The organism is Brevibacillus sp. HB1.2, from assembly GCF_013332495.1.
Classification (GTDB): domain Bacteria; phylum Bacillota; class Bacilli; order Brevibacillales; family Brevibacillaceae; genus Brevibacillus; species Brevibacillus porteri.
In genome coordinates this window covers 116256-134199 of the sequence record NZ_JABMIU010000004.1, presented here as the reverse complement: position 1 = coordinate 134199, position 17944 = coordinate 116256, and the positions used below count along the sequence as shown (strand labels likewise).

The 17944-nt window shown below is 49.2% G+C and carries 18 protein-coding genes, 1 pseudogene and 1 riboswitch; of the genes and pseudogenes, 11 read left to right on the top strand and 8 right to left on the bottom strand.

Features of this window, described 5'->3' with window-relative positions; all coding sequences use genetic code 11:
- Positions 1-34: 34 nt before the first annotated feature.
- From HPY28_RS12180 to HPY28_RS12170, 3 genes are read right to left on the bottom strand one after another with little or no spacing between them, the layout of a single operon-like run.
- Positions 35-1222, bottom strand: coding sequence for an ABC transporter permease (locus tag HPY28_RS12180; RefSeq protein ID WP_017250003.1), 1188 nt, complete (start codon positions 1220-1222; stop codon positions 35-37).
- On the bottom strand, positions 1219-1938 hold the full coding sequence (locus tag HPY28_RS12175) for an ABC transporter ATP-binding protein (protein ID WP_007724719.1): 720 nt from the start codon (positions 1936-1938) through the stop codon (positions 1219-1221). The genes HPY28_RS12180 and HPY28_RS12175 overlap by 4 nt, the downstream gene beginning before the upstream one ends.
- Before the next feature lie 26 nt (positions 1939-1964).
- Positions 1965-3242 (bottom strand): efflux RND transporter periplasmic adaptor subunit, encoded by a 1278-nt coding sequence (locus tag HPY28_RS12170; RefSeq protein ID WP_017250004.1) that lies wholly within the window; start codon positions 3240-3242, stop codon positions 1965-1967.
- Between the two features lie 210 nt (positions 3243-3452).
- Between HPY28_RS12170 and HPY28_RS12165 the strand changes: the two are divergent.
- The 10 genes and pseudogenes from HPY28_RS12165 to HPY28_RS12125 form a co-directional block, all read left to right on the top strand.
- Positions 3453-4802 (top strand): annotated as a pseudogene (locus HPY28_RS12165) (glucose-6-phosphate isomerase); the annotation flags it as partial.
- The gene (locus HPY28_RS30915) at positions 4797-5042 is read left to right on the top strand and encodes an excisionase family DNA-binding protein (RefSeq protein WP_318533228.1); all 246 of its coding nucleotides are present in this window, start codon (positions 4797-4799) and stop codon (positions 5040-5042) included. The pseudogene HPY28_RS12165 and the gene HPY28_RS30915, both read left to right, overlap by 6 nt.
- Positions 5043-5106: 64 nt before the next feature.
- Positions 5107-5223, top strand: a riboswitch (TPP riboswitch).
- Between the two features lie 637 nt (positions 5224-5860).
- Entirely contained in the window at positions 5861-6964 is a 1104-nt protein-coding gene (gene thiO / locus HPY28_RS12160; protein WP_174230637.1) for a glycine oxidase ThiO, read from the top strand.
- A gap of 88 nt (positions 6965-7052) precedes the next feature.
- Positions 7053-7853 (top strand): LSm family protein, encoded by an 801-nt coding sequence (locus HPY28_RS12155; protein WP_017250008.1) that lies wholly within the window; start codon positions 7053-7055, stop codon positions 7851-7853.
- 151 nt (positions 7854-8004) lie between these two features.
- Complete coding sequence (locus tag HPY28_RS12150) at positions 8005-8403, top strand: YugN-like family protein (protein WP_017250009.1); 399 nt, start codon at positions 8005-8007, stop codon at positions 8401-8403.
- A 74-nt stretch (positions 8404-8477) separates the two neighbouring features.
- Positions 8478-8948, top strand: coding sequence for an NUDIX domain-containing protein (locus HPY28_RS12145; RefSeq protein ID WP_238144642.1), 471 nt, complete (start codon positions 8478-8480; stop codon positions 8946-8948).
- Between the two features lie 102 nt (positions 8949-9050).
- On the top strand, positions 9051-9848 hold the full coding sequence (locus HPY28_RS12140) for an NAD kinase (RefSeq protein WP_017250011.1): 798 nt from the start codon (positions 9051-9053) through the stop codon (positions 9846-9848).
- Between the two features lie 25 nt (positions 9849-9873).
- Positions 9874-10611 carry an MOSC domain-containing protein gene (locus tag HPY28_RS12135; RefSeq protein WP_017250012.1) on the top strand — a complete coding sequence of 246 codons (738 nt, stop codon included), beginning with the start codon at positions 9874-9876 and terminating at the stop codon, positions 10609-10611.
- Positions 10608-11096: a YbaK/EbsC family protein gene (locus tag HPY28_RS12130; protein ID WP_017250013.1), complete on the top strand. Its 489-nt coding sequence runs from the start codon at positions 10608-10610 to the stop codon at positions 11094-11096. Before HPY28_RS12135 ends, HPY28_RS12130 begins: the two co-directional genes overlap by 4 nt.
- Positions 11093-11680 carry a hypothetical protein gene (locus HPY28_RS12125; protein ID WP_174230636.1) on the top strand — a complete coding sequence of 196 codons (588 nt, stop codon included), beginning with the start codon at positions 11093-11095 and terminating at the stop codon, positions 11678-11680. Before HPY28_RS12130 ends, HPY28_RS12125 begins: the two co-directional genes overlap by 4 nt.
- A gap of 69 nt (positions 11681-11749) precedes the next feature.
- Here the strand turns inward: HPY28_RS12125 and HPY28_RS12120 are convergent, their stop codons facing one another.
- The 5 genes from HPY28_RS12120 to HPY28_RS12100 all read right to left on the bottom strand — a co-directional run bounded on the left by HPY28_RS12120 (position 11750) and on the right by HPY28_RS12100 (position 16890).
- Entirely contained in the window at positions 11750-13003 is a 1254-nt protein-coding gene (locus HPY28_RS12120) for an MDR family MFS transporter (protein ID WP_017250015.1), read from the bottom strand.
- 223 nt (positions 13004-13226) lie between these two features.
- Entirely contained in the window at positions 13227-13718 is a 492-nt protein-coding gene (locus HPY28_RS12115; RefSeq protein WP_174230635.1) for a GNAT family N-acetyltransferase, read from the bottom strand.
- A gap of 55 nt (positions 13719-13773) precedes the next feature.
- The gene (locus tag HPY28_RS12110; RefSeq protein ID WP_017250017.1) at positions 13774-14481 is read right to left on the bottom strand and encodes an exonuclease domain-containing protein; all 708 of its coding nucleotides are present in this window, start codon (positions 14479-14481) and stop codon (positions 13774-13776) included.
- An 11-nt stretch (positions 14482-14492) separates the two neighbouring features.
- Positions 14493-15662 carry a DUF294 nucleotidyltransferase-like domain-containing protein gene (locus tag HPY28_RS12105; protein WP_254613108.1) on the bottom strand — a complete coding sequence of 390 codons (1170 nt, stop codon included), beginning with the start codon at positions 15660-15662 and terminating at the stop codon, positions 14493-14495.
- Complete coding sequence (locus tag HPY28_RS12100) at positions 15556-16890, bottom strand: ammonium transporter (protein WP_174230634.1); 1335 nt, start codon at positions 16888-16890, stop codon at positions 15556-15558. Before HPY28_RS12100 ends, HPY28_RS12105 begins: the two co-directional genes overlap by 107 nt.
- Positions 16891-17082: 192 nt before the next feature.
- Between HPY28_RS12100 and HPY28_RS12095 the strand changes: the two genes are divergently transcribed.
- Positions 17083-17910 carry a MerR family transcriptional regulator gene (locus tag HPY28_RS12095; RefSeq protein ID WP_174230633.1) on the top strand — a complete coding sequence of 276 codons (828 nt, stop codon included), beginning with the start codon at positions 17083-17085 and terminating at the stop codon, positions 17908-17910.
- The last annotated feature ends 34 nt before the right edge of the window (positions 17911-17944 follow it).

Below are 17944 nucleotides of genomic sequence, written 5' to 3'. Positions count from 1 at the left end.
GTAGCCAGAGAGCTTACAGGTGCTTGTTTTTTCCTTATTCGTAACGCAGTGCTTCGATTGGATCGAGCTTGGCTGCCTTATTGGCCGGATAAAGGCCGAAGAATATACCGATGGCACTGGAGAAGCCGAATGCGATAAACACGCTGTTCCAGGACATAAGCGGCGGCAACTGTGCAAAATAGGCGATGATCGAAGCAATACCAAGGCCAAACAACACCCCGATTAATCCACCGATCAAGCAGACGATGACCGATTCAATCAAAAACTGAATCAAAATATCTCGTCGGCGTGCCCCTAATGCTTTGCGAATCCCGATTTCGCGAGTACGCTCTGTCACGGATACGAGCATGATGTTCATAACGCCGACGCCACCAACCACGAGGGAGATTCCTGCGATGATACTGAAGATCAGCGTCAAGGTGCCCGTCATTTGATTAAACTGATCCATGGATTCTTGCATGCTGCGAACTCTGTAATGGTCTTCCTTTTGATGCTTGCGGCTCAAGTACTGTTTGACCTGCTGCATGGCTGGTTCGACAGAGGCTTTGTCGATCGCTTTTCCCATGATCATTTGGACAGAAGGCTCTTCCTGCAGGCTCATTTCGTAACGGATGGGAATAATCGCTCCATAGCTCGTTGCCATATCGAACTTGAACTTCTCTTCCGTGTACGTTCCAATTACGACGAGAGATTGATTCCCCCAGCGAACACGCTGACCAATCGGGCTCATTTGACCGAACAGCTTTTGGGCGAGAGCCTCCTCTAGGACGATGACGGCGCGTTGCTCTTTGTCATCGACCTCGGTGAAAAGTCGCCCTTTTGCCACCTTCAATGTTGATTGCATCGAAAAATAATCAGCAGTGGAGGCAGTGAGGTTGACGCGCTCTTCTTTTTTCGGACCCTTCAAATCAATCGTACTGGAGTTGGAAGGCACGATGTATTCGATGGCGGGACTAATCCTGCCGAGCACCTCGGTATCTTCTACGGTCATATCTTCTGAGGCTATCTCTTCTTTTGTCTCCCAATTGATGAAGACGTTAAACGTGTTCTGCCCAAACTTTTCCATCTCTTCGTTGATGGCTCTCTGTCCACCTTCACCGAGTGCCGTGACGACAATGACGGAGGTAATCCCGATGATGATCCCGAGCATGGTCAAGATCGAGCGCATTTTATTCGCCCAGATACCCTCCACGGCGGTGTTAAAGCTTTCCATAAAATTCATGTGACAATCACCTCGTCAGACGGCTTGGAGAATATCCGCTCCGTAACCTTTTCATCGCGAATGATCACGCCATCCTTGAAAGTCACAATCCGCTCAGCGTGCTGGGCGATATCCAATTCGTGGGTAACGAGAATGATCGTAACGCCTTGCGCATGCAGTTCCTGAAACATGGCCATGATTTCGACCCCGGAGCGGCTGTCCAGATTTCCCGTCGGTTCGTCTGCCAGCAGGATGGCTGGTTTATTGACTAGTGCTCTGGCAATCGCTACACGCTGTTTTTGACCACCGGATAGCTGGGTTGGTTTATGGTCCATGCGTTCAGCCAACCCCACCCGTTTGAGTGCTTCTGTAGCCCGTTTGCGCCGTTCTGAGCGGCTGACATTCGCGTACATCATCGGCAGCTCTACATTGTGCAAAGAGCTAGAGCGGGCGAGTAGATTAAACGATTGGAACACAAAGCCGATCTTTTGGTTGCGAACAACGGCGAGTTCCGTATCCTTCAGACTGCTAACCTCAATGCCGTCTAGCATGTACGAACCCGAATCTGGACGATCCAGGCAGCCCAGCATGTTCATAAACGTCGATTTCCCTGATCCTGATGGCCCCATGATGGCAACGAATTCGCCTTGTTCCACCAGCAGGGAGACACCTTTTAAGATGGGCAGTACGGTATCACCCGTCTTGTATGCTTTCGTCAAGCCTTCTACATGAAGCATCGTCGGCTGACCTCCTTCTTTACGTGTTACATACCCATTGGTGCGTCGCCACCACTCATTGGCATGATAGGAGCTCCTTCAGTCAGGGATTCGACAGGGCCTAAAATCACTTGCTCATCACCGTTAAGTCCAGACTTGACGTGAGTGAACAACTCATTTTCCATACCGGTTTCGACCTTTTGCTTTTTCGCAACACCATTAGCAGATACCCAGACAAAGGTACTGCCGTCAGCATCTTGCTGTATCGCTTCGATTGGCACTTGCATGGCATTATCGATTTTTTCCACGGAGATGTTGATGTCTACATGGAAGCCCGGCTTCAAAGCAGATAGATCTCCAGATGGCTTAAGGGTGACTTTGACGCGTGTTTTTTCACCTTGCCCCGACTTGGTGGCAGTAGTGGTCGCGGTTGGAGAGATGCGAGCTACTTCCGCATTTAGCTTTTTCTTTCCGAGTGTCACGCCTTCAATCGTGGCAGATTGACCGATTTTGAGCTTGTTGACATCGGATTCGTTGATGTCTGCTTCAATCAACAGATTGTTTAGATTGGCAAGGGTCAAGATTTCCGTTCCCTTGTTGACGTATTGACCGTTATCAGCTGCAACGCCAATGACGGTTCCATCCATAGGTGCCACGACGACACTTTGGACTCGTTCTTTATTCAGCTGTGCTTTTTCTACATTCAGCTTGTTGATTTGGGCTTGCTGAGCGGCAATGTCTTCCTTACGTGGTCCCTTTTGCTTGAGAGCGAGCTGTTGCTTGGCGACATTCAGCGTAGATAGAGCGCTATCCATTTGTGATTTCAACTTGTCCAGCTCTTGCTGGGTGGAAGCACCAGAAGTGAATAATTGATTCATCCGATCATATTCTCGCTTTGCCGCATCGTATTCACGCTGGGCTTGGGAGACACGTTCTTGGTCCTGTGCGACTTCTTCCGGCTCGTTGCCGATTTGTGCCTTGGCGAGGTTGGCTTTGGCCAATTCCATTTGCGCGTCCATCTCGAGGATTCGGCTATCGACATCGGACGTGTCGATTTTCGCGATCACTTGTCCCTTTTTCACCTTGTCACCTTCTTTGACGACAAACTCGCGTAAGGTCCCGGTGACGTTGGCGTACTGTTTGAGCTTGTCTTCTACGGTGACGAGCCCTGATGTCAAAACCTTGCTTTCCAAAGCTGATTTCGTTGGTGCGCCGATGTTGACAGGCATTCCCATAGCTTGTTGCGATCCCATCATGGAAAACGCAACGCCCCCGATGCCCAGGAGGACTACGACGGAACCGATGATCCACCATCGTTTTTTCATGTTCATTCTCCTTGCTTTGGTAAGAACCATATTATTTCATTGCTCGAAAGGTTTTTACGGTAGTACTGGAAAAAGGTAACATGAAATGCCGAATGTTCACATTTTGGACATAATTAAGTGCATTTTGATACGTTTTGTCGGAAAGTTCTTTGCCGCCATTTGCCGTGATATCATAGATAAAGATGAGATGACGTTCCTCGGAGGGGAGCTATGAACAAAACGATTCGTTTTGATTACGCCAACGCTCGATCCTTTGTCAAACAGCATGAGTGGGAGCAGCTTTCTCCAGCGATCGAAATTGCGCATCAAATGCTTCATGCAAGGACTGGACCTGGAAAAGATTATCTTGGGTGGGTCGATTGGCCGGAACAATACGACCGGGACGAGTATGAACGAATTCGCCAAGCGTCAGCCCGGATTCAATCGCATTCGGATGTGCTTTTGGTGATTGGCATCGGAGGCTCGTATCTAGGCGCAAAAGCGGTGCTTGACATTTTGGGCCACAGCTTCTACAATTTGCTGCCGAAGTCCAAGCGACGTTCTCCAGAGATTTATTTTGTGGGCAACAATATTAGTCCGATTTATATCTCTCATCTGATGGACGTGTTAGAAGGAAAAAATGTGTCCATCAACGTCATCTCAAAATCGGGCACGACGACAGAGCCAGCTATCGCATTTCGACTTTTTCGGGAATGGCTGGAAAAGAAATATGGACGTGAAGAGGCCAAAAAACGAATTTACATTACGACCGATAAACAGCGGGGAGCCCTGAAAAAGCTGGCGGATGACGAAGGCTATGAGTGCTTTGTCATTCCAGATGATATCGGAGGGCGATATTCAGTCCTGACCGCGGTTGGATTGTTGCCGATCGCTGTAAGCGGGGCGAACATGGATGCACTCATGCAAGGGGCAAAGGATGCACGCGAACGTTACATGGTCATGGATTTGCGCGATAATCCGTGCTATCAGTATGCGGCGATTCGCAATGCACTCTATCGAAAAGGCAAGACAGTGGAGCTGTTGGTTAGCTATGAGCCGCAGTTTCGCTACTTTGCGGAGTGGTGGAAGCAGCTCTTCGGGGAATCGGAGGGCAAGGATGGCAAAGGGATTTTTCCGGCTTCTGCCGAGTTTTCAACGGACTTGCATTCGTTGGGCCAATACATACAGGACGGCATGAGGCATTTGTTTGAGACCGTTGTGTCTGTGACGAAGCCCGCTGTGGATTTGACTGTCCAGGAGGACCCCGCTGACGTCGATGGGTTGAATTTTTTGACTGGCAAACGAATGGGGTATGTCAATAAAAAAGCTTTCGAGGGAACGGTGCTGGCCCATGTGGACGGCGGTGTACCGAATCTGCTTGTGGAAATACCGGAGGCGACAGCTTACTATCTCGGTGGACTGATTTACTTTTTTGAAAAGGCATGCGGAATCAGCGGCTATTTGCTGGGCGTCAATCCGTTTGATCAGCCAGGGGTGGAGGCGTACAAAGCCAATATGTTTGCCTTGCTGGGCAAGCCAGGCTACGAGCGGCAGAAAGCGGAACTGGAGGCTAGATTGCGCGAGAATAAGACGTATTTGACCGTCGAGGAGACAGCTGCTTATTTGGAGCTTCCCGAGACGTTTATTATGGAAAAAATCAAGCAGGGTCGCATCCGTGCTGTCCATGACGGCAATGAGTACATCATCAACAAAGAGCAATTCAATCATCATCTGGAGGAAATTCGCAAGCTCCGGGAGTTCGAGGATGCCGCGCGTCATGACCCGATTCCAGAGAGCTACGATGTGAAGGATGAGGATTAACCAGCGGACGTGCTTGTCAGATGGTTGTAAAGAGGACTATACTTACAAAGGAATATCATAATAAACAAGCAACTTGGGGAGTCCTTCATGCGGGGCTGAGAGGATGGAAGCAATCGACCATCGACCCATTGCACCTGATCCGGATCATGCCGGCGCAGGGATACGGTTGCCGGCAGACTGCGCTTTTTGCTTATTGTTACCTATGCGTATGTAGCCCACCTTTTCCTGCTCAGGAACGGGTGGGCTTTTTGTTATGGAGTTAAGCGTAGCTGAAGTGGAGAGAAGAATATTTCCAGTCTAGGCTCCAGGCTCCGTCCTGCTGGGGGCTGGGACTGCCCGCTCCGAAGGGATTCGCGGGGAAACGCAAAAGTGGTAGCCGCTTCGTAGTCCGGGCACGTTGCGTTTCTTTTGCCCGCTCATCCCTTCTCTGCTCGGTAGGACTCCACAAGTCGCTACGTCTGGAAATATTCTTCTCTGGCGTAACTGATTGCGTTCTTCATTAATTAAAAATCTTTAAAAAATCGGATAACACGAAAGCTCGTAGAGGAAACAGGAGAAATAAGCGAAGATCTTAGGGACACCGACCGAGACGCAATGCAAAAAGCGAAACACGCTCTTAAGCGTCCACCTCTGAAAATGCATCCTGAAGAGACCACTTTGGACGCGGTTTCGCTTTTTGCTGGAGTCGTGCCGTCAATCCCGCAGGGGGTGGCCCTAGAAGCTGAGCGTTTTCTCCTGTTTCCTCCACACCACAACAGCAACGTACAAAGAGTTTTTTAAAAAAGACGTAATCGCAACTTAGTGAGGAGAGAAAAAAGATGAGTGATTGTCTGGTAGTGGGTGGAGGAATTATCGGATTGAGCTTGGCATACGAGCTGTCACGGCGCGGGGTGAGCGTTACCTTGGTCGAGCAGGGAGAATGGGGAGGTCAGGCGTCTTCCGCTGCGGCCGGAATGCTTGCTCCTTTGAAGGAATTCACGGTACCTGGACCGATGCTAGATTTGGGCATGGAGTCACTTGCGCTATACCCGGAATGGGCAGCGGAGCTGGAGGAATTGACTGGTGGAGACGTACAGCTAAGCCTGGAGGGGTTGCTGACCGTCGCGTTAAATGAGGAGGAAGTCCAACAGCTCGCCGACAAGTACCGTTGGCAAAAAGAAGCGGGACATGCTGTGCATTGGCTCTCGAATACAGCGCAAGTGAAAGAGGTAGAGCCACTTCTGACCGATCAAGTGCAAGCGGCCATCTATTCGCCGTACGAAGGACACATTAACAATCGAATGCTTCTTCGCGCCTTGGCTACTGCTTGCCAATTGCAAGGAGTGAAGCTGTTATCTGGCTGCGTGGTGAGTGGCATTGCGGTAAAAGGTGGAAAAGTGATCGGGATCGAGACTTCTACAGGGTCACTGCGTGCCGCACAGACGGTGATTTCCTCGGGAGCATGGGTTGGAATGATGCTTGCGATGCTGGGTATTTCCGTGCCGATTCGCCCTGTACGCGGACAGATTGCGGCCGTCTCGTCCGTGGGCATCCCATTGCGAACGGTGATTTTCGGAACGACAGGCTACATCACTCCGAAAAAGGATGGAAAAATTGTCATTGGTGCGACTGAGGATGAGAGTGGCTTCCAGCGTGACGTCACAATGGCGGGGTTAGCCAGTATCCTGCAAGGGACCATGCCGTATGTTCCTGCGCTACACTCCGCTACCTTTTTGGAGGCTTGGGGCGGACTTCGACCTGCGACACAAGATGGCAAGCCGCTCTTGGGCCCCGTACCTGGCTGGGAAGGTCTGTCGATCGCAGGTGGACATTTTCGCAATGGTATCCTGCTTTCCCCCGTCACGGCTAAATCGATGGCTGACTTTGTGGAAAAAGGGGAGACGGAGCACCTTTTGCCATTTTTACCTGCCCGCTTTCTGTAAATTGGGCTAGTCTCGCCTAGATTCCGGTAACCTCCCCATGGGCACTTGTATATGGTAATAAAGAAACACCAGAAGGGGAGGAGTTACCATGCAGTCTGATTCTGATAAAAACCTGTATCAGGCTGACATTCAGTTTGTCAGCCTGTTAAAGGATATGCGAGAAAATGTGCACAACATCTGCAAGGAGCACGTGGAGAAAAAAGTGCGCATCGAAGCAATTGACGGGCAAGTGTTTGAAGGCGTCATTGTTGATTATGATGATCAAAACGTATACGTAGAAGTTGTAGACCAGGATGCGGAAGAAGAAGAAGTTTTCGAAGAGTATGATTATGAGAATTATGAGGACTATGAGGACTACAATCCTTATCAAGTAATGGAAGTGGCCAATCGGCAGCCGTATGGAGGATGGGGGCACTATCCTGATTATTACTTTCAGTATGTGAGCTATAACCCGTATGCAGGTTATCCTCCCTATGGCGATCTCAGTCCTTATGGAGGTAATCCATACTTTTCGCAGGCAAGTCCCTACGGCGATGAGTATAATCCATACAGTCAGGTCAGTCCTTTCGGCAGTTCCAACAACTCGCGGGTCAGCCCGTATAGCAGCAGTAATCGTCCCGCCCCCCAAGTCAGTCCGTATAGCACCAGCAATCGTCCACCTCAAGTCAGTCCGTATAGCGAGCAGAAGCCACAGGTGAGTCCTTGGGAGCAAAATATTTCGCCATTTCCACCATTCCCGCCGTATCCGCCCTTTTTTTGTCCGCCGCCGCCACCTCCACCGCCCTATGTTTTGCCAAAAGTCCAAGGGAGAAGACGGAAAAGATGCCGGAACGGACGAAAAATCATTCCATTGGCGCTCTTTACGCTTCTGACAATTGTCTTGATTTAATGGTGGGGAATTTACAAGCCTCTCAAGGCCATCACGGCTTAGGAGGCTTGCTGCTTTTTGTAGATGTGAGAGTACAACCTCGCCTTTTGTCATACACTACGAACAAAACGGTGAACGTTTCTCACAGAATAAATAAAGGCAGGGATCGACGATGAAACAAATAAACAGTAGCTTGCCAGGCACGCGGGCGACATTTGGCTATTTTCGTGAAGCGCTTCAGCCGCACTTTACATTGTCCAACTGGGATTATGAGCAAGGGTACTTCGACCGGGCGTTGGATGACAAGAACACGGTCTTTTTGCGCTTGCCTGTCAAAGTATTGCAAGGTGAGCTCGACAGCCCGGATGCATGGCTGGAACTCGGACGGCCTTTTGTGATCAGGCATGTGTACCAGACTGGGGTAGAGGAAGATATCGGCTACATGGAGCCGCTCGCTTCGGGTTTGATGAATCAGTTTCAGGAGCCGGTAGACAAGGACGCAGAGATTGATTCGAGATGGATTCGAAAAGCAGAGGCAATTGTCAAAGAGCTGGAGAATCGCCTCGCGTGAGACAGGCCGTCGAAAGGCCTGTTTTTTTCTTGACCATGGCAGGGAAAATATGGGTGGCCAAAGAATGGTAGCACATGGAAAAGCGAGGTGGAAATATGGCCTGGTACCATGCAGTGGCGAAATGGTATTGGAAAATCCGCAAGCCTCTCACCTTAGGTGTCCGTGTCATTGTAACGGATGTAGAAAAGGGAGTCTTGTTAATTCGGCATACGTATGTCCATGGCTGGTATTTGCCGGGAGGAGGAGTAGAGCGAGGAGAGTCGTTTGGGGATGCTGCTCGCAGGGAGTTGTGGGAGGAGTGCGGAATACGAGCGGACGGACTTACCCTCTGCCATCTTTTTTACAGTGAGCGGGAAGGGAAACGAGACCACATTGCCTTGTATCATTTTGACCTCACGTCCGGTCAAGAATTGAGTAAGGATGACAAAGAAGTAGCGGAAATGCGCTTTTTTGCTTGGGATGAGCTTCCTGAGGAAATATCACCAGCTACAGAGAGGCGTTTATCTCAATTTCGCAAGCAGTCTTTTCAGAGTGACCGCTGGTGACAAGTGGGATTTTATGCAAGTCGATTTTTCCTATGGTATAGTGAAGACAAACAACAGAGCGTGCAAGACCGCTTGTAAGCATAAAAGTGAGGGCAGACCAGCATGAAGATTGCGACTGTACTGCGAAATGATGATTACACACGAGAAGTGGAACATGCCTTAAAAGAAAAGCTGCAAGCAGCCAATAGCCCGTTTACCTTCGTCAAGGGGCCGGCTGAACAACCGGATATGGTGTTGTCCATCGGGGGAGATGGGACGCTTTTGGAGGCCGTACATCAATACGGAATCGAGCCGTCCTATGTAGGGATTCATACGGGACATCTTGGCTTTTATGCGGACTGGCGTCCCGAGGAGCTGGACGAATTCGTCGAGCGACTGTTAAACGAAGAGCCTCTGATCGCGGAATATCCAACGGTCCAATGCAGGATCAGCACAAGGGAAGGTAAGCAGTACGAAAAGTGGGCGCTGAATGAAATGGTTTTGCGCAACGCTAATTTGTCTACATTGGTGACATGTGTCTATATAAACGGCGATGAGCTGGAGACATTTCGTGGTGATGGCTTGATTGTATCGTCACCGTCCGGAAGTACAGCTTATAACAAAGCCGTGGATGGAGCGATTGTTCATCCGTCCATTGAGGCGATTCAATTGTCCGAGATCGCTTCGATCAATAACCAAGCGTATCGGACCATCAACAGCTCGCTCGTATTGCCGAAGCATCATGAAGTAGAGCTGATTGTCATGAATCCCGAGATTATGATTGGATTGGACCGCGAGCAGGCGGTATGGAGAGATGTGCGTTCCATTCGGTGCCGAGTGGGACCAGACAAAGTAAAATTCGCTCGCTACAAACGATTGACGTTTTGGGGGCGGGTTCGGAATTCGTTTATTTCCGGATAGAGAAAGCGTTGGGGAGGGAAACCAAATGAAAAAAGTAGGAACACTGCAAACCATTTTCCGTCATCCTGTCAAAGCAATGCGAGGGGAAGAGCTAGCATCAAGTACGGTCGATGAATTTGGCTTGTATGGAGACCGTGCCTATTATTTTTGGGACAATGCCCGGCAAGGTAAGTATCTCAGTGCGGATGTCGTGCCCGCTCTTATAGGGTATCATGCCAGCATGACCGAAGGGACAGGAAAAGAAGCGTATCCGCCGATTCGGATCGAAGCCCGGGATGGCAGTGTACATACGTGGGATGATGCTTTATTTGCTCATGTCGCGGAGACGGCGAATCGCTCCATTACACCTATGATTAGTAGTCCGCAAGAAGGCGGTGTGAACTGGGAAGACCACATTCTCCTGGTTACGGATGCTTCTCTTAGAGAGATCGCGCGGCAGATTGGCTCAGAGCAGGTAGATCCACGACGCTTTCGGGGGAATTTGGTCGTTGTCCTGGAGGATGATGAGCCGTTCGCGGAAGATAAATGGTTGGGCAAACAGATCAAAATCAATGATGTGACCTTGCAAGTCAATAAGCACTGCGAGCGCTGTGTTTATGTCAATATCGACCCAGATACGCTGACGATGACTCCTGCCGTATTGAAGGCATGCGTCAAGCGTCACAATAATCACTTCGGCGTGTATGCTTCAGTTGTCAAGACAGGCAGTGTGTCGCAAGGAGATGACGTTTTTTTAGTTGAGATTGGGAGTGAAGGAGAATGATCGCAAGCCCTCTGGAAAAGGTTCGTAGCTACGTACAACGCTATGACTCGAGCATCGAGCCGATATTGTTTGAACAGCCGTTGCCTACGTCCGAAGTGGCTGCACAGGCATTAGGTGTCGAGATCGGCCAAATCGCAAAGTCGATCTTGTTTCGGGTGGATGAGCAGTTCGCCTTGTTCGTGGCAGCAGGAGATGTACGAGTCCATCCCAAGCAAGTGAAGGCAGCGTTTGGACAAGGAAAGCCAAAGATGGCTACGCCGGAAGAGGTAGAAAAAATGACGGGCTTCCGTGTCGGAGCAGTTTGTCCGTTTGCTTTGCAGGAGGAAGTGCCTGTCTATGTGGATCGCTCCTTGAAGCGCTTTTCTGTGGTTTATACGGCGGCAGGTATCGCAGAATCACTTTTACCAGTCTCTTATGAGGCATTGCTAAAAATGACAGGGGCGAAGGAAATCGATGCGGCTTCGCCAGAAGGGAACCCAGAATGAAAAAATATGCAGTCTCTATCTCAGTAGCAGCAATAGTCATAGTCGCGGGTCTTACCGTATTCGGAGGTTCTAACCAAACGACTGCAATTGAAAACAGCATTTCACATGAGAAAGAACAAAAAATGTACCATTCTGATTCTGCGTTTAAAAATATGACAACCAAAACGTACCTGAGTAATTACAGCAGCATAAGAGACGAATTAGCTGAAAAGGGTATTCACACGTTGCCATTTGCGCTTGAACTAGAGAAGAAAACAAACTTCTATCGCTTTTATTATCCAAAGCAAGAAAATTCGGCAAACGAAAAAGCGATATGGGTAAGCGTTATGCTGAGCGGTGATCAAAAAACAATAGACGGTATCATGTATGAAGGGGTTCCTGACGTTCATACAGTGAAGGCGATGATTCAAGCGACTGGACTTACCTGGACGCCGGAGTTGGATCAGTTCATTGCAAATACCAACGTTGCAAAAACACCAAAAGAAATGGTTGTTTCCGGTGTGAAAGTAACGATCGAAGGAACGCCAGCACAAATAAAAGTAATGGTTGACCCCGTGAAATTAGAAGCTCCGAAAAAATTATAATCTTGAACGAAAAAAGTGGTTGGCAGGAGGTTATCGCTGCTCAACCACTTCTTGTTTTTCGGCTATAGCTTATCCGTAATGAACTGACTCGCGTTTCTGAACGATTTGGAATAGCTTCATATAAAAAACGGCACTCAACAGAGAGCATAGCAAGATGAACGCGAAAACACCAATAGGCATGATCCACTCCGAAAGAATGACGGTTACGGGAGCGAGGAAGCGGCCGAGCGAGTACTGCAGGTTAGAGGCGCCCATGTACTGTCCTCGTGCATGTTCTGGTGCGTATTTGCTGACGAAGCTCTGCTCGACCGGCGTTCGCATTACTTCCCCTACTGTAAAAATGACCACGCATCCGAACAACAGCCATGCATTCGTCGTGAATCCCACCAAAAACATGCCCATGCCAAACAGCAGGGAGGACAAGAGGAAGACATTCCGGTCGCTCCAGTTCTCAAACCATTTGGTAACAGGCAGGGCGCACAGAACAAACAGAAGGCCGCTTATTCCCAGCATCCATCCGAAAATTTCCGTACTGCTAAGCGAGAGCGACCATGCTTTCCACGAGAGCAGTGTCTGCGCTGGGACGAATTCTTTTACATAGACGGCCAAAAATAAATCGAGCTGCACGATTGCGATCGTAATCAGCATGCCTGCGAAAATATAGATAGCAAAGGCTTTGTCGCGTAGAATGACGGTGTAGCTCTGCCATTGCTCCTTCATAACAGAAGGGAAATGGATGGAGGCGACAGAGCTTTTTACAGACTGTGGCAGTGTCTCTCTCACATGGAGCCAGATCGCAATCGAATACAAAAAAGTGACAAGCGCACAAGTCCATAGCAGCTCACTGCGGTATTGAAAGAAAAAGATGGCCCCCAACGCGGGTCCCAATACGGCGCCAATGTTCATGGCTGTAACGAAGGTAGCGAATATTCTGCGTCTGTCTTTTTCGGAGGTGAGATCAGCGACCATCGCAGAACTCGCCGGGCTGTATACCGCTTTGCCAAGCCCGATTCCAATAAACGCAAGATAATCGATCCAAGAAGAGAGGGAGAAGGCAAACAGGACAAACATGCCTGCCTGCAAAAACGCTCCTGACAGCATGACATATCGACGACCAAATCGGTCAGCCAAATAGCCGCCAAAAAGATTGCCGATCATACTCATAATCGGTGGCACTGTCATGAGTAACCCGGCAACATTTTTGCCAAAGGTATCACTAAAGTGGAGGGTAAGAAAGGGAAAGTACATCCAAAACAATAGGTTGAAAAGCGTCTCACCGATCAATCTGGTCTTCAGGTTCAGATCCCATGACAGCCATTGCACAGCAGGGTTACCTCCTGTTTTTGATTCCCTGGCCAGGTACACCTACTTTAGTGCAAATTTTCAAAAAGATATAGACTTATAATCATCCGTCAGTTACACTAATATCATAAGGGCTAAGGGATTAGACCCTGGCTTAAGATGTGCCACTTTTCGGTATTCGCTTCCTACATAACAAATAAGCCGACACTTCCTTGTGAAAAGGGTGTCGGCTTTTCGTATGCTGTTACTTGACCATCCATTGATAGAAATGAACGTCGTGCCACTCTCCGAATTTAAATCCCACCTCTTGAAACTTCCCAGCCAATGAAAACCCGAACTTCTCATGCAGCTTCACGCTGGCGTCATTGCCCCCTACGATTCCGCTCACGATCGTATGGTATTCGAGTTGTCTGGCACGCTCCAAAATCGCACTCATCAAGGTCGTGCCGACACCTTTCCCGCTTTGATCGGGGGCGATATAAATAGACAGCTCGGTCGATTTTTGATAGGCGGGTTTCTCACGGAAAACGGACAGGCTGCAATAGCCGATCACGTTCCCTTCGTATTCGGCGACGATGATCGGATGTCTGTCACCGTGCTTGTGAAACCACACTTCGCGCTGGGCCAAGGTCTGTGGCTCCAAGTCAAATGTCGCAACCAGATTTTCCACCGCGTAGTTGTAAATAGCGAGCATTGCAGATAGGTCACCCAGAACTGCGTCTCTGATTTGTAGCATGATATTCTCTCCTCATGTTGGTTGGTAGGACTTGTTGAACTTGTTCGAACTACTTCTAGCGTACGGCCTCGTAAACCTGCCGCAGGTTTGTAAATCCATGTGATTTTGCTTTCACCAAATACTTCGCCCAGAGCGTACCAGCGGCAACAGCGTCACAGTAAGCGTGATGCCTGCGTGAGATCGGGATGTCGTGTGCTGCACAGAGGGCGTCCAGCGAACCGTTGCCAATCGGATTGCTCAACAATCGGATGAGTAGCATCGTATCCAGCATGCGGTGGGTAAACGAACGCCGGCTCGTTTTCCAAAGTCCAGATCGTAAAAATTCACGTTCATGGCGAGAGTGATGGGCAACGAGTGGACGATCTCCAACGAATTGAAAAAAACGGGACAAAGCCTCTAGCAGCTCGGGAGCATCGGCAACCATATCATCGGTAATCCCGGTGAGAGAGCGGATGTGTGGAGGAATCGCCCGACCGGGATTGACCAACGTATAAAAAGAATCGCCGAGGAGGAGGTGCTCTCCTCTCATGGCGACGGCTCCCATCGATATAATCGCATCTCCGTGATCGGGATAAAAACCGGTCGTTTCCAGATCAACGACGACAACCTCCAGATCGTGCAAAGGAATATCGGCACTGGAATCGACTGGTTTATTCGTTTTGGAGATGGAGCGCAAATAGGCGATGTGCTGTTTGTCATCTGCTATATCTGGCATAGCCCGGCTCATATGCCAAATGCGACCGAATAAGTCCCATTTTGCCACGCAATCTCCTCCTATCCCCCAAAAACGGACGGGAGCTTTTCTGTCATTTTTTGCAGGCGGATCGCCAGCTTCATGGATTGTCGTACCATCACTTGGGTGTCAGGAGAAAGCTCCCCTAGTTTGATATAGCTATTACTGGTGTATTGTCCATCTTCCCAATGGAGAGGAGCGATCAGTCGCAAACCTTGAATTTGCCGGAAGTACGCGGCTACCTCGTCACACAAGCTTTTGCTCCAGACTCCTTTTTCACCGAGTAGATCCAATCGTTCCAAGGTAGAGCTGGCAAAGATGCCGTGCGCCAAGGCGAAATGCCGTACGCAATTCACTAGTGGCAAATAAATGCCGTACTTCACATTGATGGCGCCGCGGAAGCGTCCATGGACTTCAGGTAAAACTCTGCCGAATATTCCGAGTGGTACCCGATAATGCAACGTATTGCTTACCAGTCGATTCAGCAAAAAGGCGTTCCCTGCAAGCAATTGGCGGAAGCGGTCATGGACAGGAGTAAAAATGGCCGATTCGCCCCATAAGACACGCACATCACTTGCGAGCAGTAAATAACGAGCGTTCTCCCAGATGGGGTGAGAGACCCATCTGTCTATTTGGTCCAGCCATTGTTCGGTGCTACCTCGCCATTTTGGGGAGAGGCAAGTGACATTCCCTTGGCAGGGAGGATAACCGGCTACCTCCAGACCAGCAACGATTGTCGCCCCCAGTAATTGAAAGTAACCATGTATTTTTTCTGTTTCCTGTTCGCCTAGATGATCTGGCAGTTGATAGACGAGGCCGTTATCCTGATCGCTGATGAGTGCTTGCTCTGACCGTCCGCCACTGCCGAATTGCAGAAAGGCAAAGGGGACGGGAGGGGTACCCAAGCCCCTTTTGGCAAGGTCGTTCACTGCGAGGAGTACCCCTTGTCGGATAAGATTGTCGTGAATCAGATTGACGACAATGGAAAAGGGAGCCAGTTCCCCTGCGCGATTCAATGAACGCAACGGAGAAGGGTCCAACAATTCTCGTCGCAATAAGGCCAGCTCGCCAAAGGAGTCAACATTCCGTATTTTTTCCACTTGTTCAGGTGAGAGAGTGAGAGGTGCTGGTTTGGGTAGATGTAGCCGGTCGTACGCGTTCAGGCTGGAGTAGTTCGGGATAGCCGTATCCCCCATGTTCGCTAAGGTCAAGACCAACCACCTCTTCCTCTTCAGTGACTCGCAGGCCAATGGTTACTTTTAACACATACAAAATGATGAAGGCTACGACGAAAACGTAGAGCGCGGAGCCAGCCAAGCCCAACGCTTGAACCCCTAACTGATGCAGGCCGCCGCCATAAAACAGCCCAGGACCACCTACGCCGACCTTTTCGGCAAGCTCTGGAGTAGCGAATAAACCCGTGGACAACGTTCCCCAAATACCAGCCACCCCATGCACGGAAAAAGCGAAGACGGGATCATCAATCCCCATGCGATCAAACCAAATGGATGTATAAAATGTAAGAATACCTGACACAGAACCGATCACAACAGCTGCCCACGGATCGACGAAGGCGCAGGATGCTGTAATTGCGACGAGAGCAGCGAGGACGCCGTTGAGCATACTTGGAATATCTGCTTTCCCCATGACGATCCAGGAGATAGTGAGAGCGGCGACAGCGCCTGCTGCGGTAGCGAGATTGGTTGTGACGGCGATATAGCCGAAAAATCCAGATGTACTGCCGAGCGTGGAGCCGGCGTTAAAGCCGAACCAGCCGATCCAAAGAAACAGGACACCTAAGACAGAGTAGACTTGGTTGTGACCAGGAATCAGATTGGAGCTGCCGTCGCGATTGTATTTTCCAATGCGAGGCTTCAAGAGGATAGTGGCGACAAGCGCGACGATGGCACCTTGGAGATGGACAACTGTAGAACCAGCGAAGTCTTGCATCCCGAGTTGTGCCAACCAACCGCCGCCCCATACCCAGTGACCGACGACGGGATAGATGAGGACAGTAAACAGTACGCTGAAAATAAAATAAATGGACAGCTTGGCACGTTCGGCGAAACCGCCCCAGGCGATCGCGAGTGAAACGGCTGCAAAAGCGAGCTGAAAGAGGAAGAGTATCGAGATAGGAACAGTTGCAGCGGAAAAAGCGGAGAAAGCGTCTTTTTGCAAGCCGTCAAAAAAGAATCCGGAAAGTCCGACGAAAGAGTTGCCGTCTCCAAATGTCAGACCAAAGCCAAACGCCCAAAAGGCAATCGAGCAGATGCCGAAGGTAAGGACCGTTTTGCCTGCGACATGACCAGCGTTTTTCATGCGAGTAGAGCCAGCTTCCAGTAGGGCGAATCCAACCTGCATGAGAATGACCAGAATGGCCGAGACCATGACCCATGTGGCGTCAATGGCAGACGAGAGACTTGCGACAGTAGGTTCCATCCATCCACCTCTTATCTGTGTCAGATAACCTGACACTATTTTTATTTATGTCAGATTATATGACATGAAAATTCCGGTTGCAATTGTTTTTTTGCAAATAATGAGAAAATATCGTTGGTAGGTATCACCAGAGTCTCGATACTGAATGATATAATAGCTTCTTGAAATCATCACAAAGGGTAAGGGAGACATATGTACACAATCAGCAGATTTTCTCAGCTTTGCAAAATGAGTCCGCGCATGTTGCGACACTATGACAAGGAAGAACTTTTGAAGCCCTTGCATGTCGATGAAACAAATGGATACAGATACTATGAAAAGAGTCAATTAGAAACGGCATTACTTATCAATAAGTTGAAAGAATATAGATTTTCTCTGCCGGAAATTAAAACGATCCTTCAGACATCCGACAGGAAATTTTTTATCGAATTCATCCACTCGAAAATAAATGAATTGTCCAATGAGGTGAATCGTTATAGACAGATCATTGCAGAAATGCAGGAGATGATTGAAAAAAAGGAAGATATCATTCGAGGAAAGAGAAGAACGTACGATATATTGCTCGGAATGAGAAAGGAAGTAAGTATCATCAGTCAAAGCTTGCAAATTCATATTGCGGACATGGACAAGTACATTGATTCTATATACGCGCAAGCGGAAGAAAATCATATTCAGTTACTTGGTGCTCCGTCTGTTTTGTTTTTAGATGAAGAATTCACCCCTGACAACAGTAATATTGAGTTGATGATCCCGATCATTCATGAGAACGGCTGCAATACAGCAAGCGAATGGCAGATCAAACTGCTCCCCGAGCAGTTTATTGCTACTACTTTGCATTTCGGAAGTTATGACGATATCGGATACGCGCATATGGCACTTGAAGAGTGGGCAGATAGCAACGGCTACCGTCTGGATGGTCTGCCTTACGAAACCTACTTGAAAGGCCCAGAATGTGACAGCCCTGCCTGTGAGTATGTGACACAGATCAGTTTTCCTATCATGAAAAAAGCGAGACAATAACTGCTTGACCTTGACACTATGTCAAGGCTTACTC